At 57.7% G+C, this 21,142-nt stretch carries 17 protein-coding genes and 1 pseudogene; 8 read left to right on the forward strand and 10 right to left on the reverse strand.

All coding sequences use genetic code 11. The features are described from left to right. Window positions 1-36: 36 nt before the first annotated feature. The 5 genes from ACUIAF_RS06715 to ACUIAF_RS06735 form a co-directional block, all read right to left on the reverse strand. Window positions 37-852 (reverse strand): carbohydrate ABC transporter permease, encoded by an 816-nt coding sequence (locus tag ACUIAF_RS06715; protein ID WP_198183248.1) that lies wholly within the window; start codon window positions 850-852, stop codon window positions 37-39. Next, window positions 852-1,802, reverse strand: a complete 951-nt coding sequence (locus ACUIAF_RS06720) for a carbohydrate ABC transporter permease (RefSeq protein WP_198183246.1) — start codon at window positions 1,800-1,802, stop codon at window positions 852-854. Before ACUIAF_RS06720 ends, ACUIAF_RS06715 begins: the two co-directional genes overlap by 1 nt. 97 nt (window positions 1,803-1,899) lie before the next feature. Continuing rightward, window positions 1,900-3,069 carry an ABC transporter substrate-binding protein gene (locus ACUIAF_RS06725; RefSeq protein WP_198216340.1) on the reverse strand — a complete coding sequence of 390 codons (1,170 nt, stop codon included), beginning with the start codon at window positions 3,067-3,069 and terminating at the stop codon, window positions 1,900-1,902. A 210-nt stretch (window positions 3,070-3,279) separates the two neighbouring features. Continuing rightward, entirely contained in the window at window positions 3,280-4,305 is a 1,026-nt protein-coding gene (locus ACUIAF_RS06730; protein ID WP_445338297.1) for a LacI family DNA-binding transcriptional regulator, read from the reverse strand. 359 nt (window positions 4,306-4,664) lie between these two features. Continuing rightward, on the reverse strand, window positions 4,665-6,536 hold the full coding sequence (locus ACUIAF_RS06735) for a PfkB family carbohydrate kinase (protein WP_445338298.1): 1,872 nt from the start codon (window positions 6,534-6,536) through the stop codon (window positions 4,665-4,667). A gap of 251 nt (window positions 6,537-6,787) precedes the next feature. On the opposite strand from ACUIAF_RS06735, the pseudogene ACUIAF_RS06740 reads away from it, so the two are divergent. From ACUIAF_RS06740 to ACUIAF_RS06775, 8 genes and pseudogenes are all read left to right on the forward strand, one after another. Beyond that, window positions 6,788-7,438 (forward strand): annotated as a pseudogene (locus ACUIAF_RS06740) (ECF transporter S component); the annotation flags it as partial. 146 nt (window positions 7,439-7,584) lie between these two features. Then, window positions 7,585-8,403, forward strand: a complete 819-nt coding sequence (locus tag ACUIAF_RS06745; RefSeq protein WP_110417779.1) for an energy-coupling factor transporter transmembrane component T — start codon at window positions 7,585-7,587, stop codon at window positions 8,401-8,403. After that, window positions 8,400-9,248: an energy-coupling factor ABC transporter ATP-binding protein gene (locus ACUIAF_RS06750; RefSeq protein ID WP_445338299.1), complete on the forward strand. Its 849-nt coding sequence runs from the start codon at window positions 8,400-8,402 to the stop codon at window positions 9,246-9,248. The genes ACUIAF_RS06745 and ACUIAF_RS06750 overlap by 4 nt, the downstream gene beginning before the upstream one ends. Further along, the gene (locus ACUIAF_RS06755) at window positions 9,245-10,063 is read left to right on the forward strand and encodes an energy-coupling factor ABC transporter ATP-binding protein (protein ID WP_445338301.1); all 819 of its coding nucleotides are present in this window, start codon (window positions 9,245-9,247) and stop codon (window positions 10,061-10,063) included. The genes ACUIAF_RS06750 and ACUIAF_RS06755 overlap by 4 nt, the downstream gene beginning before the upstream one ends. A 34-nt stretch (window positions 10,064-10,097) precedes the next feature. After that, window positions 10,098-11,021, forward strand: a complete 924-nt coding sequence (locus ACUIAF_RS06760) for a nucleoside hydrolase (RefSeq protein WP_445338303.1) — start codon at window positions 10,098-10,100, stop codon at window positions 11,019-11,021. 40 nt (window positions 11,022-11,061) lie between these two features. Beyond that, window positions 11,062-12,510 (forward strand): MFS transporter, encoded by a 1,449-nt coding sequence (locus tag ACUIAF_RS06765; RefSeq protein ID WP_015022602.1) that lies wholly within the window; start codon window positions 11,062-11,064, stop codon window positions 12,508-12,510. A 473-nt stretch (window positions 12,511-12,983) separates the two neighbouring features. After that, complete coding sequence (locus ACUIAF_RS06770) at window positions 12,984-14,621, forward strand: anthranilate synthase component I family protein (protein WP_445338305.1); 1,638 nt, start codon at window positions 12,984-12,986, stop codon at window positions 14,619-14,621. After that, the gene (locus ACUIAF_RS06775) at window positions 14,602-15,192 is read left to right on the forward strand and encodes an anthranilate synthase component II (RefSeq protein ID WP_445338307.1); all 591 of its coding nucleotides are present in this window, start codon (window positions 14,602-14,604) and stop codon (window positions 15,190-15,192) included. Before ACUIAF_RS06770 ends, ACUIAF_RS06775 begins: the two co-directional genes overlap by 20 nt. A 233-nt stretch (window positions 15,193-15,425) precedes the next feature. Here ACUIAF_RS06775 and ACUIAF_RS06780 read toward each other — a convergent pair whose 3' ends face one another. The 5 genes from ACUIAF_RS06780 to ACUIAF_RS06800 all read right to left on the reverse strand — a co-directional run bounded on the left by ACUIAF_RS06780 (window position 15,426) and on the right by ACUIAF_RS06800 (window position 20,682). Beyond that, window positions 15,426-16,397 carry a siderophore-interacting protein gene (locus tag ACUIAF_RS06780; RefSeq protein ID WP_445338309.1) on the reverse strand — a complete coding sequence of 324 codons (972 nt, stop codon included), beginning with the start codon at window positions 16,395-16,397 and terminating at the stop codon, window positions 15,426-15,428. Between the two features lie 152 nt (window positions 16,398-16,549). Beyond that, window positions 16,550-17,449 (reverse strand): ABC transporter ATP-binding protein, encoded by a 900-nt coding sequence (locus ACUIAF_RS06785; protein ID WP_445338311.1) that lies wholly within the window; start codon window positions 17,447-17,449, stop codon window positions 16,550-16,552. Window positions 17,450-17,454: 5 nt separating this feature from the next. Next, window positions 17,455-18,471 carry a FecCD family ABC transporter permease gene (locus tag ACUIAF_RS06790; protein WP_445338312.1) on the reverse strand — a complete coding sequence of 339 codons (1,017 nt, stop codon included), beginning with the start codon at window positions 18,469-18,471 and terminating at the stop codon, window positions 17,455-17,457. 44 nt (window positions 18,472-18,515) lie between these two features. Next, entirely contained in the window at window positions 18,516-19,520 is a 1,005-nt protein-coding gene (locus tag ACUIAF_RS06795) for a FecCD family ABC transporter permease (RefSeq protein WP_445338314.1), read from the reverse strand. Window positions 19,521-19,611: 91 nt separating this feature from the next. Next, window positions 19,612-20,682, reverse strand: coding sequence for an iron-siderophore ABC transporter substrate-binding protein (locus tag ACUIAF_RS06800; protein WP_445338316.1), 1,071 nt, complete (start codon window positions 20,680-20,682; stop codon window positions 19,612-19,614). Between the last annotated feature and the right edge of the window lie 460 nt (window positions 20,683-21,142).

Raw genomic sequence — 21,142 nt, forward strand, 5'->3', positions numbered from 1 at the left:
TCAGTACCCTTTCAATTGGTTGATTCACTTTCGGTTTCAGTCCTTTATCGCACCTGCTGTAACTCCCGCAGCGACATATTTCTGTGCGACGATCAGCAGTATTGCGGTTGGCACCGAAGCCAGGACGGCTGTAGCCATCAATGGACCCCATTCCTGATTCTGTGCCCCTATAAAATCATAGAGGCCCATCGTGATGGGACGCATGCGGCCCCCGCCGGAATCCAGCGTTGACGCAAACATGAAGTCAGACCATGCCCAGAGGAATGAGAACAACGAAGTCGTTACGATGGAGTTTCTGCTTAGCGGGACCACTATGGTTGTGAATACACGCCAGTGTGAAGCGCCATCGATTTCTGCAGCTTCAATGATGGAATGTGGCATGCCGGTCATGAAGCTCGATAGAAGCATGACGGCGAATGGTACGGCCACTGTGGAATCCGCAATGATCAGACCGGGGATGCTGTCCAAAAGGCCGATACGATTGTAGATCTGATAAAAGCCCAGGGCCATGACTACCGCGGGGATCATCTGAGCCACAATCAGAAGGAAATTGATTGTTCTGCGGCCTTTGAGTTCAAGAAAAGCGATGGCGTAAGAAGACGGAAGTGCGATGGCGAGTGTCAACAGAACTACACCGATGGCAATGAGCAGGGATGTGCCCAGGTATGTCATTTCGGTGTGGAAGGCTGAAGAAAAGTTCGTCAACGTGAAATCGCGTGGATATAGGTCTCCCGAGCGAATCGACCGTCTTTTGGTCAGAGAGATGTTGATCATCCAATAAATCGGGAAAAGCATGATTAGGGTGAGTACGACGGCGATCAGCGTTTTCCACCATGTCGAACGATGCCTCATTATTGCTTGCTCCTCTCTGAACCTTGTGCCCGTAGATAGGCAAAGGCGAATACCAGGGCGATGGCGATCAGAATGGTGCCCACGACGGATGCTTCTGAATATCGGATGGTTGCGGATGTTCCCTTCCCGAATGCCATCTCATAAGCCCAGGTGGCAAGGGTGCGCGATGTGCCCGTTCCTTTGGTCATTATCCAAATTATGTCTACGGTTTTGAGTGTGTATACGAATCCGAGCAGGAGGGTGATCATGGTGACAGGTTTCAATAAAGGAAAGGTGATTTTCCAGAATCGCTGCCAAGAGTTGCAACCATCCAAGGATGCAGCTTCGTATAGATCTTGGTTAATGTTTTGTAATCCTGAATACAGAATGACCATATTGAATGGAATGCCTAACCAGATGTTGGCAATGATGACTGACCATAGGGAGTGATCAGCCTGCAGCCACCAGATAGGGGAGCCGCCGAAAAAGCCTATGACTTTGTTGATGACACCGGTATCGGCATCCATCATCCATTGCCAGATAGTGCCTGAAATCATTGGAGGCAAGAGCCAAGGGACCAGGAAAGCGCCACGGAGCACAGCCGATAGTCGAAAATTCTGGTTGAAGAATACTGCCAGTGCCAGCCCCAGGCTGTATTGAAAAATAATTGAGAGTACCACAAACAATAAGGTCTGTACGAGTATCGTCCAGAACTTCGGATTTCCTAGAACCTCTTGGTATACCTGAATGCCGGACCATGGTGCGTCACCGGTGACGAAAGTCCGGCGAGTGAAACGGTGCAGACTCATGAAGATATTTTGGATAAGAGGTGTTACGTAGAAGACGGCCAGATACACGATGAGAGGCATAGCGAAGCCCCAGGCCGCCAGTGTCGTCGAATGGATGCCGCGTTTTTTTGAGTTCTGGATGCTCCCGTCGGAGTCCTGTAGTGGATGAATATTGAATGACATCGTTCACCTGATCAACGCAAGAAATAAGATTATTGAAAATTGCCTTGAGGCGAGGGGTGCTGGGAAGTCGAGCATCTCTGCCGACTTCTCAGCTGGTTCAGCGCTGGTTCAGCGCCTCTTGCAGATCTTCGGAGAGCTGCGCTGAAACATCCTCATATTTGAGGCCAATGTCAGAAGTTCTGCCCTTGGCCTGCTCGATCGGCTTTACCCACGGGGCCCAGATCTGGTTCTCTTTGACCTGTTGGTTTCTTACGGAGCGTTTCGCTGCTAAATAGACCATCTCATCATTGGTCTTTTTTAGATTATCCCCGTCAACCAGACAGTTAATGACTTCAGCCGTTGCTTTGCTGAGATTCTTGTCGGCCTTTTTCTGGGTAGGCATAGTGATGAATTCGCCTCCGGTCGGCACGGGGGCGACTCCGCCGGATTTACCAGGAATCGGTATCATTCCGTATCCCTTTTCCTTGGCGGATTCGGCCTGCCATGAGCCATTTTCAGAGAATCCGTACTGATCAGTCAGGAAAGCATCCCAGGCTGCCGATTGGTTGTCGGTGGATACGGATTTTGGCGCCCAACCTTTTCGGACCCAATCGGAGACCAGGTTCAAAGCATCGGTTTCGGCTTGTGATTTTGGATGTTTCAGATCCCCCTCTGCTCCCCAAAACCAAGGCAGGAACTGGAATGTACCCTCCTCGCCGGAGATGCCTGCGAAGGTAATGCCTTTGCTTCCTGACGCCACCACTTGTTCTATAGCCTTGTTCAGGCTCGCCCAATCTTTTATGGACGCAGGATCGACGCCTGCTTTTTCCAGTATTTTCGGGTTATAGTAAAGCCCCAGTGCATTGGATCCGTAAGAGATGCCGTATTGGACGTTGTCGATGATTCCAGGCGCCTCGATGTTGCTGTCGTATCCCTTGGTGTTGATGCCGGCGGCTTTGATGTCGGTAACGAGGCCAGCATCGACTGCGGTAGGCATTTTTGGATTATCTATCAAGGCGATTTGTGGGGCATTCCCGGCCTTTACGGCGGTGGTGAGATTATTCAGCAGATCAGACTGGGGGTATCCAGTACGCTTTATTTTGTAACCCTTGGGAGCGCAACGCTTGACGAATGCCTCCCATGTGCTGGATGCGTTTTTCTGTGGATAGGGATCCCAAAAACCAATGGTGTCCGCACTCTGATTCGAGCCGCCGCAAGCGGCAAGACTTGCCGCAATGACGACAGCTGAACAGATGGTTGCGAAGCGTTTGATGAACAGGTTGTGCATGATTTCCTTTCTGCGATGCCGCTACGGTGTGGCATCTTCATCCAAGCTGGTATGACTCGAGCCCCGGAGTCGAATCATCACTTATTGAACCGGTTCACAAACATTATATAATATCCTCGCAGTAGGTCAAATCAATTAATTATTGGACAGGTGGGATGCCGCTTGGGGTTTTGTATTCGGGATTGCAGAAACAAACTCTCCTGGAGATGGTCAGACGACTGCATCAGTGCTGTTTGCTGACTTTTGCTGCAAGGTAAAATCCAATAATGATTTTGTGATGGGTGCATCCGGATCCTGAATGCGAGCCACCAATGTACTCACGATTTTCTGCGCCAACTGGTCTATATCGGTTTGGATGAAGGCGAATGAGGCTAGCACCGACCACTGCATTTGTTTGGGAAAGACGGAAATCACATACAGGTCGTCTGGAATCTGAATGCCTCTTGCGGAAAAGGCCTGCGGGGCTATAATCGATGCACTTTCGTTGTGGATGATCATCGCAGTGGCATGAGGATACAGATGTAACGCATGCAACAGTTCTCCTGCTGGATCCGATTCGTCGTTGTCAGGTGAATAGATATGCAGAATAATTCCTAGATCCTTGGCGCTTTGTGTGATTTGGTCTCTGAAGCGTAAGGCGAAACCCATACGCTTCTCAAAAATGCTCTTAGACCAGGAGTACAAGATCACCTCCTGATGGTTATCGGCAGCCATGCATTGCATGCATCTTGCAGCCTCCGATCGGAAGTCTGAGTCCACTGTGTCTAAACCAAAAGATGAAATCGGTGATCCGAAGACGACTGTGGGGATTCCAATCTCTTTGGCAGTAGTCATGCGCGGGTCGTTGTCACATACATCCATAAGTATGAAGCCGTCCACTTTATGGGAGGCGGCGGCTTTCCTCATGGCGTCGCAACCGTCATCAGAACCGATGAACATGCTGTCGTAACCGGATCGTGTCGCATACTCAGACAACAGATAAATGTGCAGTCCGAAAAAGGATGACAGGTAGACACCATGGTGGGTGGGCGACACAATTCCCAGTACGTTGCTTTTCTTGGTTGACAGGGCTCTGGCAGCGTGATTGACGGTATATCCCAGATCATTTATTGTGCGCCGCACCTTCTCTGCCGTCTGTTTGCTTATTCTTTTATCGTTGGAGAGTACGTATGAAACAGTGGCTTTCGAGACTCCAGCCGCTTGGGCTACGTCAGAAATCGTCACTACTTTATCCACTTTTTACCCTCCTTTTGGTCTGCGCAGTCCCTGGCGGGTATAACACGCAAGGCGTCAGGGCAAAGATGCCCACCCCTCATTAGCTATCTATATGGTACTCAGAGATTGAATAAGTTAAGTCGCTTCACATTGTCGCCGTCAGTATTATCGGAGAAACAGATCGCTCGCAGATGAAAAGTCGGGTTCCGAAAGGAACTGGTCATAGCTGTATTCATGGGCGACTGACTGCAAAATTCTTAAAGTACAGCCCCTGATTGCTGTGTCGGGCCGACGAGCATACTTTCAGAAGCTGTAGACCTTGATGATAGGCACGGCAGACAATCACAGCCTTCTGACGACCGTGCTTGCGCCCGGGCCGCTCAGTCGATCAGGCCTTCCAGCTGGCGACGGTTTATCAGTGAGGGGATGACGCCTTCGTGGGCGACGCTGAAGCCGGCGGCCAGATTGGCAATTTGGGCGGCTTTGTCCAGGGCGCATCCGCTGCACAGGTAGGAGGCCAGGGCACTGATAAAGGCATCGCTGGCGCCGGTGTCGTCGATTGCTCGGGTCTCGTGGGCTGGGAAGTCCTTGTGTTCGCTGGAAGTGACCAGGGTGCAGCCGCGCTCGCCCTGGGTGATGATGACCCTGCCCACCCCGCCGTCTATGAACCGTTTCGCCTTGTCCACCACGGATCCTGCTCCGGGTATCAGGGTGTTCAACTCGTTCAGATTCGGGATCAGGATGTCGATCGAAGCCAGCAGGTCTTCAGGCAGGTGGTCGCAGGATGACGGTTTGACGATGGTGGCGGCCTGGTGGCGCTTGGCTGTTCTGCATGCCTCGGCGACAGTGTCCATGGGGATCTCTGTCTGGATTAGGCAGTAGCCGGTGTTCCGGAAGATCTGGTCGCGCTCGGTGATGTCGTCCGGAGTCAGGGACTCGTTGGCGCCCGCCACCAGGGAGATCATCGACTCACCCTTGCCGTCGACGAAGATGTAGGCTTTGCCCGTGTCCGCGCCGGTGACTCTGCGCACACCGGTGGCATCCACATGGGCCTGCCTCATGGTTTTGTAGATGTAGTCTGCGGCCGGATCGCTGCCGACATTGCCGATCAGGGAAACCTGATGCTCCAGCCTGGCCACGCCCACCGCCTGGTTGGTGGCCTTGCCCCCCGGTGTGGAGGCGAAGTTTCTGGTAGTGGTGGTCATACCCGCCTTGGGCAGGCTGGGGGCGGTCAGGTAGGTGTCCACATTGATGCTGCCGACCACCACGATCTTCTTGCATTGCTGGTCCGGGGGCGGGCCGACGGTCTTCTCGCCGTCCAGGGTGAAGACGTGCTCAAAGATCTCGCTCCGATCAGACTCATGCTCGATGGCGTGGATGATCCGTCTGCACAGGTAGGCGCCGAAGTCGGCGTTGCGCATGACGTAGGACGATATTTCCGGGCTGCCAGGGTAGCGCAGGTGCACGTTGGTGTCGTTCATCAGGGAGACCAGGGAGAGGTCCTGGGGCAGACGGTAATGCATGGATTCGGCGAACTGAAGGAATTCCAGGGCATGGTGGTAGTGGGATGCCACGATACCGGTGACGTGGCGGTTCTCCAGCACCTGGGTCAGGTCCTCGCCGATGGTTTCCAGGACCATGTCGGTGTGGTATTGGAGGTTGTGGTCGAACAAGCAGCGACGATAACCGTGCAGGAAGCTCTGTGTCCGTCTGCCCGGCGAAATAAGGCAAGCGATGCTGGCGTGGTGGCGCTTGATCAGCTCTTCAGTAAGACTGTAGGCAGCCTCCTCGTAGGGCATGAGCGCGGCCCGGTCGTCTCCCAGGGGTCCAATGGTCAGTTCGGGAACCCCTCCTGCCTCGATTCTGCTTTTCAAGGCCAGGCTTGTGCGGTCGATCGGTTCCCAGACCACGCCATCCACTCGATGTTCCAGGGCGGCCAGGATGTTGCGTTCCTCCTGGTCGTGATTGCCGTAGCTGTTGAAAACCAGGGTGCCGTACCCCGACTTTTGTGCCTGCTGGATGATCCCATCCAAGGTGGAGTCCATGGAGATGGATGAGCTGAGCAGGACTCCGATTCTCCAGGTGGTGGTGTTGGGCTTGGAGGATCCGTAGGGCGTGTAGTGGTACTTCCTGACCAGTTCAAGGACCCTGTCGCGCGTGGCGGCTGTGATGCTCGCGTCCTTGTGATTCACGATCTTGGAGACCGTCGATGTGGATACGCCGGCAAGCTGAGCAATGTCCTTGATGTTCATGTGGTTTCCTGTGCTCCTCATCTCTGACGCTCCGGCGAACGGCTCTGTCGACCTGTTGGATCTGGCGAATCAAGCTTACCTGAGAGATCGGCGTCGGAGGTTTCGCATTTGACACCCCTTGCAGCTGTTGATAGTCTCTGTCAATGAAAGTTGTTTACTAAAGTGGTTTCTCAAAGCGGTGATGCGGATCTGGCTGTGAGCGACGGCCATCTGCAGAAATCGACATTCAAGGACCAAAGGCGGTACGGATTATGAGCGCGCGACCGGTGTGGAGAGGGATCACTGCGCAGTTCTCGACAAAATCCTTGGTGCTGATACCCATCGCGGTGGGCATCAACCTCATCGGCGGTACCCTGAGCTCCACCCTCAAACTGCCGCTTTTCCTGGATATGATCGGCACCACGGTCATCGCCTGCCTGTCCGGCCCCTGGGTGGCTGCCCTGTGCGGACTGCTGACCAACGTCTTCCTCGCCTTGGTGGCCAATCCGGTCTATCTGCCCTATGCGCTCTCCAGCGTTCTGTGCGGCCTGGTGATCGGATACATGGTCAAGGCCGGGCTCTTCAAACGGATATGGGGAGTCGTCCTGGTCTGGCTGGCCTGCGCCCTGGTCAACACGGTCACAGCATCTCTGATCACCGTGCTCGTCTACGGGGGTGCCACCGGAGTCAACGGCACCTCGGTCCTCACAGCTGCACTGGTGGTGGCTGTGAAGAACATCGTTATCTCGGTGCTCTCCTCCTCCATGCTGGAGAATCTGATTGACAAGGGCATTACTGTCCTGATTGCTTATGTGATTGTGCGTCGAATCCCCAAGCGTTTCCTGAGCCAGTATGCTCTGGACGGCAGCGAGGACCAGGCCGATCTGGACGATTTGGATGACCTGGATGAGGATGAAGGCGAAGATGAACGCGAAGCGACTGGAGCGTCCAGTCTGGAGAGTTCAGCACGGCCGGGGAGGATCGACGGCGCAGCAGAAGCTGATGGTGGCACATCGACAGGCGACCCGGCTGACTTGGACTGTGAACCTACCCAAAGGTCTGAACGCTGATGCCTGGTCCTGCAACGAACGGGATTCCTGATTCTCCACTGTCCCGCATGCATCCCATGGCCAAGATCGCTGGCGTGTGCTCCTTGGGCCTGGCGACCTTGGTCTGGCCGGACTTCACTCTTGGCCTGGGGATTATCGTCATGCTCTTTATCGCAGCTGCTATGGCTCGGGTGCTCAGGCCCTTCTCTGGCGTGATGCTGGGGTTCGGCATTCCCGTTACGCTCATGCTGCTGTTCATTCAGGGGTGCTACAGCCCAAGGAATTCCAAGGTCATTCTTGACCTGGGATTCGCCCGACTGGGTCTCGAAGGCAGCCTCTATGCGGCCAAAATCGTAGTAACTCTTTTGGTTTTCCTGGGGTCCTTCTACCTGACCAATAAAACTACCTACACGGGTCGTCTGGTTGCTGCTCTGACGCAGATCGGTGTTCCATCGAAGATTGGCTACCTGATCCTGGCCAGTTTGAATGTGGTTCCGCAGATGCAGCGCAGGATTGCGATTATCGAGCAGTCTCAGCATGCACGTGGTCTGGAGACCGGTGGCGGCTTGATTTCCCGGGCGCGGGCCTTCCTGCCCCTGCTCGGGCCGGTGGTTCTTTCCTCTCTGACGGATTCGCAGGAGCGCGGGATGACCCTGGAGACCCGCGGATTCGGCATCCGAGGGGTGCGGCAGACCAGCTACCTTGAAGTGGTCTGGCGGCACAGTGACACCGTGATGACCATCCTGTTCACCGTTTTCCTGGTGCTCGCCCTGGTGCTCGGCTGCCTCTCTCGCGCAGGTCTGATCACTTTCGCAATCCAGTGGGGAGGTCGGGCATGACCGAGGTCATACGGGTGGAGGACTTCTCCTTCAGATACCGTGATGCTGATCGGACCACCTTGAAGCGGGTGAGCTTCAGCGTCGAACAGGGCAGCTTCTTCTGCATCGTCGGAGCCAACGGGGCGGGCAAATCGACCCTGTGCAACGCCTTGGTCGGTCTGATTCCGCACTATTTCGTCGGCAAATCCAAGGGGAGCGTCCGGATCAAGGACAGGGACGTAGCCACTTCGACCATTGCCGATCTGTCCAGACATGTAGGTCTGGTCTTTCAGAACCCCTTCAATCAGCTTTCCTATACGGCAGGGACCGTGGCCGAGGAACTGGCCTTCGGACTGGGCAACCATGGGGTTCCACGTGAAACCATGCATACCAAGGTGGCCCGGGTGGCCGCCCTTATGCATATCGAGGATCTGCTCGACAAGAACCCCTTGGAGCTTTCCGGCGGACAGGTGCAGCGGGTGGCCCTTGGCTCGACCTTGATCATGGAACCGGACATCCTGGTTCTGGATGAATGCACAGCCCAGCTGGACCCGCTTGGCAGTGAGGAGATCTTCGACATTGTCAAGCGGCTCAACCATGAGGGGATCACCGTAGTCATGGTCGATCACGATATGGAGCGGGTCGCCCGATGCGCTGACCAGGTCATGGTCCTGGGCGCTGGTCGGGTTCGTGCCCTGGGCACCCCTGAGAAGGTTTTCGCCGACCCCGAGACCGTGAAGTGGGGGATTGACATACCGGATTACGTCAAGCTCGGCAGAGGTTTGCAGGACGCAGGATTCGAACTGTCGGATTTGCCCGTACGCGAGGACCAGGCGGTGCGCATGATTCGGGAGGTGCTTCGATGAAGATCGACCTGGAGCATCTGGAGTACGTCTACCCTCATGGTCATCGTGCCCTGGATGGAGTGGAACTGACCCTCGAAGGTGATCGGCCCGTGGCGCTGATCGGTCAGAACGGCGCTGGCAAGACCACCTTGGCCAAGCATCTGAATGGCATCCTTAGACCGACCAGCGGTCGGATCTTGATTGACGGCGTCGATCTGGCTACGGCGGACACGGCCCAGTGGGCCCGGAAAGTGGGATACGTCTTTCAGAATCCCGACGATCAGCTCTTTCTGGACAGCGTGCGCAAGGAATTCGAGTTCGGTCCCCGGCAGCTTGGGTTCGATCAGGATCTGATAGCGCGACATATGGAGCAGGTGGCTGGGTTGGTGGGCCTGGCGGACCGGTTGGACGATCATCCTTTCGATCTGAGCCCCACCGAGAAGAAGTTCTGCGCCATCGGATCCGTTCTCATGATGGATACGGGTGCCGTGGTCTTCGACGAGCCCACATGCGGCCAGGACAAGGCCGGCAATGATCGACTGGCTGCCATCATCGCCGGTCTGCGGGACCAAGGCAAGCTCTGCATCACGATTTCCCACGACATGAAGTTCGTCACCCGCAACTTCCCCAGGGTCGTGCTCATGCAGCATGGCCGGGTCCTGCTGGATGGCAGCCGCGAAGAGGTCTTCGCTCGGGAGGATGTGCTTAAGCAGGCCTATGTGACGCCTCCGCCCATCACCCGGGTGGCCCGGCAGGTCGGATTGGAGGGCCCGGTCTTCACCGTTTCCGGCTTTGTCGATGCAGCCCGGCGGGCCAAAGCGGGGGCAGGAATTTGAGTTTGGACACGACAAGAGCAAAAGGAGTGAAGCAATGACCAGACCACTGATCATCGACACGGATCCTGGCATCGATGATGCTGCGGCCATTACGATGCTGGTCGACGAGCCCAGCTTCGACATCAGGCTGATAGCCTCGGTGTCCGGCAATGTGGGCATCGGCCACACAACCAACAATGCCCTGAAGCTGCTGACCTTCCTGGGCAGGCACATCCCCGTGGCCCGTGGCGCTGCGGCCCCGCTCATGCGTGACAACAGGTTCGCCACCGAAGCCCACGGCAAGTCAGGGATGGGGTCATTCGTCTTCCCTGAGCCGGACGCCAGCCTGCTGACCGAGAACAATGCGGTCCTGGAGGAGCGGCGGGTGCTGCTGGAGAGCGATGAGCCAGTCACCATCCTGACCCTGGGCCCTCTGACCAACATCGCCCTGCTGCTGGCCACCTTCCCGGAGGTCAAGGACCATATCGACCGGATCGTCATGATGGGAGGCTCCACCGGACGCGGCAACATCGGGGTCTATGGCGAGTTCAACATCTCCGTCGATCCTGAGGCCGCCAGGATGGTCTTCCGCAGCGGGCTGCCTGTGACCATGGTCGGCCTGGACATCGGTCGGAAGGCCCATCTGGTCGCAGGCGACCTGGACGATCTGGATGCAGCCGGCGAAGTGGGCGGCATGGTCGCCTCCCTCTTCCGGTCCTATGACGGCGGCCACATCGAAGAGGGGATCAAGATGTACGACCCTTCGGCCGCCATGGTCCTGATCCAGCCCGACCTGTTCACCATGCGCCAGGCTTTCGTGGATGTCGAAATCTCCAGTCCGCTCACCCTGGGCGCCACGGTGGTCGATTACGACGGCATCCTGGGCGGCAAGGCCAACGCCAGCGTCTGCGTGGACGTGGATGTGGACGGATTCCGCTCCGCCTTTGTCGACAGGGTCGGCCGAGTCCGCCGCCAGTAGCTTCCGTATTGAGAAGAACCGAAAGGAAACTAAGGAAAAAATGAGTGAGTCAACTGTCTCCGAGGAGCAGAAGAACGGCATACCCGTTCCCGAGGAGGGGACTCCCGAGTTCGCGAAAATGAACAAGATGGCCCGCGTGGCCATCCCGGTGGTCCTGATCATCTTCACCCTGGGCGTGCTCCAGCAGCAGGCCTTCGGCATGATCTACGTGAACATCGGCAAGCAGCTCAACCAGGCCAATCTGGCTCCGCTGATCACCTCACTGCCCGGCATCATCCTGGGAATCGTCTGTGTCATCTACGGCTCCCTGGGCGATTTCGTCTCCCTGAAGAAGATGATGATCCTGGGCACGATCGTCTTCGTTCTGGGGTCGATTCTGGGGTGCTTCGGCACCTTCAGCATCTGGATCGTCATCGCCGCCCGCGTGGTGCAGTCGGCCGGCTGGCAGGTTTCCGGATCCATCTTCCTTGTTCTGGTCTCCAAGTATGTGGAGAAAAAGAAGCGCGTGCTCTGGTACGGCGTCTTCGTCGCGGTCTTCCGCTTCGCCGCCGCCCTGGGAGTCTTCCTGGCCGGCTACATGACCCTGCTTGACTGGCGCTGGCTCTTCGGCGTGGGCATCCTGGCCGTCTTCTTCATTCCTGTTCTGGCCAAGAACCTGCCCGACCAGCATGCCGCTGGCGTAAAGATCGACGGAATCGGCTTCACGCTAATTGGACTGTTCGCCGCTTCAGTGACCATGTTCTTCACCGACATCAACTGGGGCTGGGGCATCGCCTGCATCGTGACCCTGGTGGCCTTCCTGGTCTACGTCAACAAGGCCAGCAACCCCTTCATCACTCCGAAGATGCTGACCAACCCGGCCTTCGCCATGACCATGACCGTCATCTTCGTCGGCTACTTCTTCAGCTACACCCTGAACGCCGGCGTCAACGCCATTGGTCTGAACGTGTACGGCATCGACTCCTCCAAGGTCTCCAACCTGCTGGTCTGGTCCATCATCCTTGCTGGCATCATGGGATTCGCTGCCGGGCCTATCATCCAGAAGATCGGGCGCAAGGCTTCGGTCATCCTGGCTCTGGCCTGCATGGGCGGCGGCCTGATCGCCATTGCTTTCCTGATTCCCGCCGGCAAGATCTGGGCCCTGGCTGTAGCGCCCTGCATCTACTACTTCGGCACCTCCTTCTTCTACCAGCCCATCGTTGACACGGCGACCCTGACCGTGGCTCCTGAGGAGTCCGGCCGTGTGCTCGGTTTCAACGACCTCCTGCAGGCCATCACCGGCTCTGTCGGCGTCGCCCTCTTCGGCCAGCTCATGGCCAACGGATCCATGGGTTCGGGCAGCCTGGCCGGCACTGCGCAGGGCCTGGCCTCGACCTACGCCAATGTCTTCATGATCGGCGGCGTGATCATCCTGCTGGGCTTGGTGCTCTTCATCTGCTCCATGAAGATGATCTACAGCCACTCCCGCGTGGCTGAGGACGAGGACTGATCTTCCGAGCTACTCATTGAGAGAACCGGGTCTGGGATTTATTCCTGGGCCCGGTTCTTCTCTATAAGGGTGTGGACAGAATTCCGTTGGGCATGATGGGTATGATGGGCATATCTTCCGCAACACCGTTGGCGGGTGAACGGCCTTCGGTCTAAAAATGTCCGGATTATGGATGCCGGTTGGGCGTTTGCAACCTGCTGCTCTAGCATCGTGGCCATGGAGAAAACGACATCACTGCAGCCCTGGCTGCCCAAGGGTGTCTTCTTCTATGTCGATGCCCGATGGCGTTGATTTTTAGCCGGTTCTTCTTCTAATTCCTGTATTTACCTCTTTACCTCGATGTTTGAGGTTGCTCTTTTATTATCTGCGGACATGCTGCCACAGGAAATCCATATCCATGGCGCGCTGAAACGGCATCAGGTGAGGTATCGCTGCCGCTCCAAACCGCAGTACCTGACCTAGGAAGTGCCCTAATGACTATCAACGTAACCATGGAATCCCGCCGATTCTCCAGTGACCTCGATGCTCTGGCCATCTACAGACGGCTGTGCACCAGGTATCGGGAAGATCAGCTTTTCCTCCTGGAGTCTCTAAGTGGCCCAGATAAGGACCGGAATCGCTCAGCCATCGGGTTCGAGCCAATGCTGACCCTGAGTGTGACGGACCATGTCATGACCATCGATCCTTTGGACAATGCTCAACTGACAGGAATCCTGGAGACAGTTGGCCGGATTGAGCAGGGGGTGGTAGACCATCCGGCCCCCGACATCAAGGAGGTCTTTGCAGTGCTGAGGCGGCTGGAATCCTCCTTCGCCATCAGCGGTGACCACAAAGGCCCTTTCGGGATGGGCTGGTTCGGCTACTTCGGGTATGACACCATCTTCATGATTGAGGATCTGGAGGAGCATATACCAAGGGACGCGGCCTTGCCGGTCATCTCGTTGACACTTTATCGGGGAATCATCACCTTGGATCTGAAGGCCGGCGACCACTGCGCTACTTTAATTCATGTCGAAGAGGACACTGCTGAGTGTGGCATTCCAGGGGGCGAGGAAAATTTGCGAGAGTGCGGATCTTCTGCACAGTCTGGTCCACAGATCCAGAATATGGCAACCGACAGCGGGGAGACCAGGCATGGATCTGCGCTGTTAGAAGATTCGCTGGAGTTGCTGCAATCCGACGCAACGCCGGGGCAAACTTCTGAATCGGATGCTACTCGTACCGGCATTCAGGGTGGCATCGGGCCGGACTATCCATACGAGGCCCATGACACAATCGATCGGGATCGTTTTTATCAATGGTTTGCCAAGGGCAAGGAGCACATAGCCGAGGGTGATGTTTATCAGCTCCAGCTCGGGCATGAGATCGAGGTGGATTCCCGCATTCCGCCCTTCCAGGTCTATCAGCGACTGCGTCTGCAGGATCCATCCCCCTATATGTATTACTTCGTGACTCCCCAAGGGGTGCATGTCATCGGAGCCAGTCCCGAGCTTTTCATTGGGTTGACCCCAGATGGTGACATAACCCTGCGGCCCATCGCCGGCACGGTCGGCAATCCCGGAGGTGAGGAGGCGCGCCAGGCGGCTATCAGGCAGCTGACCGGCGACCCCAAGGAGCGGGCCGAGCACCTGATGCTGGTGGACCTGGGTCGCAACGATGTAGCCAGGTGCTGCACACCCGAATCCTTGGAGGTGGACCGGTTGATGACCACCGAGGTCTACTCCCACGTCATTCATATGGTTTCGGATGTGGTCGGCCGGATCCGGCCTGGCCTGGACAAGTACGACGTCTTCTCGGCCGCTTTCCCCGCCGGTACCATGACAGGAACCCCCAAGGTACGTGCCGTGGAAATCATTGAGGAGACCGAGGTCAGTTCGCGTGGGGTGTATGCCGGAGCAGTGGGTTTCCTAGGATTCGATGGTCTGGTCCTGACCGCGCTATGCATACGGACGGCCTCCTACCATTCCGGCAGCTATCACCTGCGTGCCTCGGCCGGGATCGTCGAGGACTCCCAGCCTGAGAGCGAGTGGCAGGAGACCATGAAGAAGATGAGTTCGGCCTACCTGGCCATCACCGGAAAGGAGCTGGCCCATGAAAGTCTTGCTGGTTGATGCTTTTGACAGTTTCGTCTATGTGGTCAAGAACTACGTGGACCTGCTGGGCGTCGACACGACCATGGTCCGGGTGAACCGCCTTACGCAGGTGGACCCGCTCGCCTTCGACGCGGTCATTCTGGGCCCCGGACCGGGCCGCCCGGAGGACTGCGGCTACCTGGAGTTTCTTGATCAGGTGGCAGGAAGGAAGCCGGTCTTCGGCATCTGCTTGGGCATGCAGGCCATCGCGGTACATGCCGGAGCCCGGGTGGTCAGGGCCTCCAGTCGTCAGCACGGCAAGGTGAGCCGGATAAGAAACGACGGGAAGGGCTGCTTCGAGGGCCTGCCTGATACTTTCGACGTGACCAGATACCATTCCCTGGTTGCCGATGAGACCTCGGTCAGTCAGGTCGCCTACCTGGAGATCAGCGCGCGCTCGCTTTTGGATGGCTATGTTATGGGTCTGAGGCGGAACCGGTCGCTCATGGAGGGTGTCCAGTTCCACCCCGAGAGCATCGGCAGCCAGTATGGTCACCAGGTGATCGCCAATTTCTTCCGGGAGTACTGCGGTTCATCAGACGGGAACTGACTCATCAGGCCGGGCCGGGTTCCTTTCCGTATAATCTGCCGTGTAGCAAGCAGGACTGTGGTTTCTCTTCATCTGTCCTGCAAGATGCTGTGGCGAGGTTCAACTCGGCAACCCATGGTCTGATATTCACATAGTCAGAAGGGTTCGTGTGATCACTCTCTGATTCGTAGGTCAAGAAAGACTGGAGTGGGTTGTCTGCACATGGCAGGTCGCCCGCTCACTGGGTCGGAGGGTCAGGACATCTCACTGCGGCCCTGGCGCCAATATCCCATGAAGGAGACGCTGCGCCGGTCCATTCCCCGGTCTCTGACCAGCATGCGCCTCAGCTCGCGGACGGTGGCCGCCTCTCCGGCGATCCAGGCGTACAGGTCGTCGGCACGAATGGAGGCATCGGCTTGGGTGGCATCGGCAGTCTCCCAGAGCAGCTCTTTGTCGATATCGACCTCTGTGAATTCCTTGGAGGATTCATCGGCTACGGCCGTAGGCGAATGGATCGGCAGGTCCTCCAAGAGGTTGCGCATGGCTTCGATAAGGGCATGTCCATGACCGGATTCGTCGCAGGTCGTCCAAATTATGCGGATTCCTTCGAGTTCGGGCAGCGGAAGACGATCCTCTTCGGCCGGGACTTCGATCAATGCCACCCCTTCTCCCTGCCAGTGGTCACGAATCAGGCTGTCCATTATGGCGGCGATGGCCGGTACCGCCGTTTCGTCGCCCACCAGGAGGAGATGTCTGGATTGGCCTGGGTGAAAATCCATCCCCGCGACCGGTCCCCCGGCCTGTGCATTGGGGCCGATGATGATGGCCTGGTCGCCAGGTTTTGCAGCCTCTGCAAAGGCTCCAGCAGGTCCGGCATGATCGTGGATGACGAAATCCACATCTATTTGCTCGCTCTCGGGCCTGACCTTGCGAACCGTATAGGTGCGCATGGGATTGCGACTCTCTGCGGGCAGGGTCCTCCACTTTTGGTACCAGGCGAGCGGATCCTCAGGGGTCGCCTCAAAGAAGGAAGGGGGCGGCACGGATCCGTCGGGAAGGGGTAAAAGGATTTTGATTCGCTCATCGTACCCGGCGTCTGCAAAAATCTTCAGATCCGGTCCCTGGAAGACGATTCGCTTGAAATGGGGCGAGAGCGTTTCTGCTCTGGCTACGGAGACACGGAAGGGGATCAAGGGTACAGGATGATTGTTGGCTTGGCGTTCCATGGCTGGTTCTCTTTCGGTTGAGGTTTATAGGTCGATTTTGGTGTCGGGTTGTCGTCGTTCAGGTTGTGACAGTTTGTGACTTTGTGGCTTGAGACTTGGCGGTTCGGGATGTCGGGGTAAGTGATGTGGAGGGCGGGACGAGAGGTTTTACATCATCGGATTGTCTGGTGTCGTCCTGCCGAGTCATCCCAGTGTACGTGTACATTACGAGCCCCGCCAGAGTGGGCTTCAAGGCTATGGAGGGGCGCCGGGGTCATCATCGGGGCGCCGGTGGATTCGTCCTTCGCCACGGTGGATGCGATGTCGAATACCTCTCCGACCAGGTTCTCGGTCATGACCTCGTCGGGAGCGCCCAGGGCGGCAATCTGGCCATCCTTGATGGCCAGGATCCAATCCGAGTATCTGGCGGCCATGTTCAGGTCGTGGAGAACCATGACCACCGTCACGCCCTCCTGCCTGTTCAGGGTGCCCAGCAGGTCAAGGACCTCCAGTTGGTAGGCGATGTCCAGGTAAGTGGTCGGCTCGTCGAGCAGGAGTATGTCGGTCTCCTGGGCCAGGGTCAGGGCGATCCAGGCGCGCTGGCGCTGGCCTCCGGACAGGCGGTCGATTGGACACCCCGCCATGTTGGTCAGTCCGGTCAGGGAGAGAGCCCGCTCCACCGCTTTTTCATCCTTGGTGGTCCACCGTTCGACGAAGTGGTGGTGAGGGTATCGGCCGCGAGCGACCAGGTCGGCGATGGTGATGCCGGCGGGGGCTGACGGGTTCTGCGGCAGCAGCCCCAGAATCGTCGCCACCTTGCGGGTGGGCATGCTGGTGATGGGTTCTCCGTCCAGCATGACGGTCCCCGAGGCCGGTTTCAAAATCCTGGCCAGGGCTTTGAGGAAGGTTGATTTTCCGCACCCGTTGGGTCCGATGATGGACCCCATCGTGTGTGGGGGTATATCCAGACTCAGATCCTCGATGACCGTATGCCCGCCATAGGTGAGGCGCAGGTGCGAGGCGGACAGCCTGTGTGCGCTGCTCCAGGAGTCGTGTGCCGGGGGTGACGTCATGATGTTCAGAGCTCCTGTCTGCGGGTCATGAGGACCATGATCGCGATGAGGACGGGTCCGCCCACAATGCTGGTGATGATGCCGACCGGCACCTGGGCCGTAGGCAGATGTTGGGCGACGATGTCCGAACCCAGAACCAAGCAACCTCCTACCAGGCCTGACTGGATAAGGGCTGATGCTCCCCGGCCGACCAGGACCGTGGCGATGGGGCCGGAGAGGAACGACACGAAGGAGATGGGACCGGTAGTCGCTGTTGCGACGGACAGGAGCAGCACGCCTACGATAATCACCTGAAACTGAACACGGCTTACCCTGACGCCCAGTCCTGCGGCCATCTCCGGTCCCAGCTGTAGGGTGCTGACATTCCTGTCGAGTGCCAACAAGAGCGTGGCGCCGAGCAGTGTTGTTGTTGCCAGTATCGGCAGATCGGTCCACTGGGCATCGGCCAGGCTGCCCGTCAGCCATCTGGTCGCAGCCTGGATGTCCCACTGGTCGCTACGAATCATCAGCCAGGAGCCCAGTGCGTTGAACCCTGCGGCTACTCCTATTCCGATCAGTATCAACCGGGTCGGGTCAAACGAACCGCGCCAGGCCAGGGCCATGACCAGGAGGGCTGTCAGGAGGCCACCCATGACCGCCAGGCAGGCCAGAGGCATGCCCGACAGACCCAATACGACAATGCCGACGATGGCAGCAGTGTTGGCTCCGGCAGTGATGCCGATGATGTCCGGGCTGGCCATCATGTTGCGCAGGAGATGCTGGAAACCAATCCCGGCCATGCCGAATGCGATGCCGGCGACACAGCCAATTAGTGTCCGGGGCATGCGCAGTTGGAGAATCACGAACCTGGTGCCTTCGTCTGACTGCCCCCAAACCACTCCAAGCAGGTCGCTCATGGAGTAGGCACGATGTCCCAGGGCCAGATCGGCCAGCGCGAGAGCGACTATGAGCATCACAAGCAGGATGGTAACTGTCAGCGAACGAATGGCATGGGCCCGTTGTATCCGCTGCAGTTTGGTCATCGTGTCGGATTTAGCCGAATCATAAAGGAGACAAGCATCCATGCCTATACCTCCGCGGTTCTTCTGCGTCCGGCCAGAATCACGAATACGGGAGCTCCGATCAGCGCTGTGACGATGCCGACTTCCACATCGGATGGACGGGTGATTATCCTGCCTACCACGTCAGCTCCAACTACCAAGATGGGACCGATAAGGATGCTCAGGGCCATGATTCGCCTGTAGTCGGGTCCTATGAGCAGTCGTGCCACATGGGGAACCACCAGCCCGACGAAGCCGATCGGACCTGCTAGTGCCGTGCATGAGGCGCAGAGGAGTATCGCCGCAAGCCAGGCCATGCTGCGGACACGTCCGACGTGCATGCCCAGCCCCTCGGCCATCTGATCGCCCAGGGTCAAAGCGTTGATTCCGGGCGTCAGGCAGAAGGCGAGCAGCAGCCCAAGAGCAAGAAGAGGCAGGACCGGCATCATGAGGTCGAACCGGGCGCCCGAGATTCCGCCCACCTGCCAGAAGCGATATGAGCTGATGACGTTGACGCGCGGCAGAAGGATGGCGGAGGTAAGGGACCCCAGTACAGAACTGATCACGACACCGGCCAGGGTCAGCCGCAGGGGCGATGGGCCGGATGGACCCAGGGATCCTATAGCCCAGACGACCAGTGCGGTCATCGCGCTGCCCAGCAATCCCACCCAGACATACTGGGCTGGCGTCGATAGGGAGAAGAAGGCCATGGAGCAGACGATCGCCAGGGCCGCCCCCGTATTGAAACCCAGAATCGACGGGTCCGCCAGTGGGTTGCGTGATATGCCCTGCATCAGGGTCCCGGCCACCCCGAGCCCGGCACCGACCAGGAGGCCGAGGACGGTGCGGGGAATTCTCAGGCGGATGGCCGAGACCGCGATGTCATCCGAGGAGGCGGACAGGGCATTGAGGATGTCGGAAAGGCTGACGGAACGGGATCCGAAAACCAGGGACAGGGCGCAGATCATGACCAGACAAGCCGCCAGGATCAGCCCGGACAAAACCATGAGTCCGGTTCTCTTGCGATGCATGACGGCCTGTCGAGTATCAGGGCGCGGTGTCATTTCTGACCGCATATCGGCGCTCCCTCTTCCTTTTCCATCCCTTCCCTGCGGGGCCGAATCAGACCTTGGCGGCAGCCTCGCCCAGAAGCCCGGCGTAGGTATCGGTTGTTTTCTGGATGGACAGGGCTGAAGGGTCAAGGGCGTTGGCCATTTCGCTGTCGTTGTCGATGACCACGACGGATCCGCGCTCGACTGCGGGAATCTTGGAGAGGAGGGGGTCCTTGCGCATCGCTTCAAGCAGGTCCGGGGTGCCGTAGGTGACGATGATGTCGACGTCCTTGTACCTGTCGGCATGCTCGGAGGAGATCTCCTTGTAGAAGTCCTTGGTGCTCTTGGAGTCCTCCTTGATGGATTCGGGAGTCTCCAGGCCCAGGTCGTTCAGGAATTGCGGCCGGGCGTCGGAGGTGGTGTAGACGCTGAACTTGGAGAGCTTGGAGGCATCGAAATACATGACCGCCCCGGTCTTCCCCTTGATGGCCGGGTGGGCTTCGGCGGCCTTCGCGATGCGCTCCTCCAGGTCGGTTATCAGCTTCTTGCCCTTTTCGGGTTCTCCGATGGCCTGGGCCGTAGCGGTGATGACCTTGCGCCAGGGGTCTCCCCAGGCCACCTTCTGGTAGGCGATGGTGGGCGCGATCTTGCTCAAGGTGTCGTACTGCTTCTTGGTCATGCCGGAGAGCAGGCCGATGATCAGATCGGGTTTGGATGCGGCGATGGCCTCGACATCGATGCCGTCGGATTCGTCATGCAGCTTGGGCATATCCGCCTTGTCCACATGCATGGCATCCAAGGCATCCTTGGTCCAGGTCAGGTATCCTCCATCGACGGTCTTGCCGAAGGCATTCTTCTGGATGCTGACCGGCACGACCCCCAAGGCGATGAGGTTGTCGGGAGTGGCCCATCCGACGGTGGCGATGCGCTTGGGCTTGGAGGGTATGGCGGTGGTGCCGTAGACGTGATCGATCTTGACGGGGAAGGAGCTTTGCCCTTCCGAGGCCTTTGACCCGCTGGACGGGCCTGCCTGCGAGCCCGATCCGCAGGCGCCCAGGAAGAACAGGGCGCTTGCCAGCACCAGGATGGTTGCGATAGTGCGCTTGAATCGAGTGAGGGAAAGGAGCGGTCGAATGTGCATGTGGTTCCTTTGATCGTGCTGTCGAATTGGCATGGTGCACCAGAGCCAGATACCAGATGTAGCATCGGCGCGACGGGAAGAAAAGAGTTGATTTCCCTGGTTGCATGTGTTAAACGGAGCATCTGCAAAGGCGGTAGGCAAATGCCGATCCCAGCGTCTTTCTGATCAAGGGCATGGGTAGCCTAATGAACCCAGTCTTCTCTGCCGCTCCTTACACGGTTCCCAACCACTTCTGTGCGGCGTATATCAAGGTTTTTCAGACGGGTTCACACTGGACGTGATGCATAAAGGCGGTCCTCTGCGATCGTCGTCATCGGCCGGGGAACCGTACCCCGGCCCGGTGTATAGTGGCAAGCGGGTTCCTGCGGGAGCCTGGATACGTGCATGGGGATGGGCCCTTGCGGTCCCGATTCCCTGCGACCTTTGATTATCAGTGGATGGTGAAGTCATATGACTGCCG

This window comes from Bifidobacterium sp. ESL0822, assembly GCF_052606675.1.

Coding starts and splice junctions, on each gene's coding strand:
- ACUIAF_RS06785 (WP_445338311.1), bottom strand. CDS start 17,449: ATGACGTCACCCCCGGCACACGACTCCTGGAGCAGCGCACACAGGCTG.
- ACUIAF_RS06780 (WP_445338309.1), bottom strand. CDS start 16,397: ATGGAACGCCAAGCCAACAATCATCCTGTACCCTTGATCCCCTTCCGT.
- ACUIAF_RS06775 (WP_445338307.1), top strand. CDS start 14,602: ATGAAAGTCTTGCTGGTTGATGCTTTTGACAGTTTCGTCTATGTGGTC.
- ACUIAF_RS06800 (WP_445338316.1), bottom strand. CDS start 20,682: ATGCACATTCGACCGCTCCTTTCCCTCACTCGATTCAAGCGCACTATC.
- ACUIAF_RS06795 (WP_445338314.1), bottom strand. CDS start 19,520: ATGCATCGCAAGAGAACCGGACTCATGGTTTTGTCCGGGCTGATCCTG.
- ACUIAF_RS06755 (WP_445338301.1), top strand. CDS start 9,245: ATGAAGATCGACCTGGAGCATCTGGAGTACGTCTACCCTCATGGTCAT.
- ACUIAF_RS06735 (WP_445338298.1), bottom strand. CDS start 6,536: ATGAACATCAAGGACATTGCTCAGCTTGCCGGCGTATCCACATCGACG.
- ACUIAF_RS06760 (WP_445338303.1), top strand. CDS start 10,098: ATGACCAGACCACTGATCATCGACACGGATCCTGGCATCGATGATGCT.
- ACUIAF_RS06725 (WP_198216340.1), bottom strand. CDS start 3,069: ATGCACAACCTGTTCATCAAACGCTTCGCAACCATCTGTTCAGCTGTC.
- ACUIAF_RS06715 (WP_198183248.1), bottom strand. CDS start 852: ATGAGGCATCGTTCGACATGGTGGAAAACGCTGATCGCCGTCGTACTC.
- ACUIAF_RS06745 (WP_110417779.1), top strand. CDS start 7,585: ATGCCTGGTCCTGCAACGAACGGGATTCCTGATTCTCCACTGTCCCGC.
- ACUIAF_RS06790 (WP_445338312.1), bottom strand. CDS start 18,471: ATGACCAAACTGCAGCGGATACAACGGGCCCATGCCATTCGTTCGCTG.
- ACUIAF_RS06750 (WP_445338299.1), top strand. CDS start 8,400: ATGACCGAGGTCATACGGGTGGAGGACTTCTCCTTCAGATACCGTGAT.
- ACUIAF_RS06770 (WP_445338305.1), top strand. CDS start 12,984: ATGACTATCAACGTAACCATGGAATCCCGCCGATTCTCCAGTGACCTC.
- ACUIAF_RS06765 (WP_015022602.1), top strand. CDS start 11,062: ATGAGTGAGTCAACTGTCTCCGAGGAGCAGAAGAACGGCATACCCGTT.
- ACUIAF_RS06720 (WP_198183246.1), bottom strand. CDS start 1,802: ATGTCATTCAATATTCATCCACTACAGGACTCCGACGGGAGCATCCAG.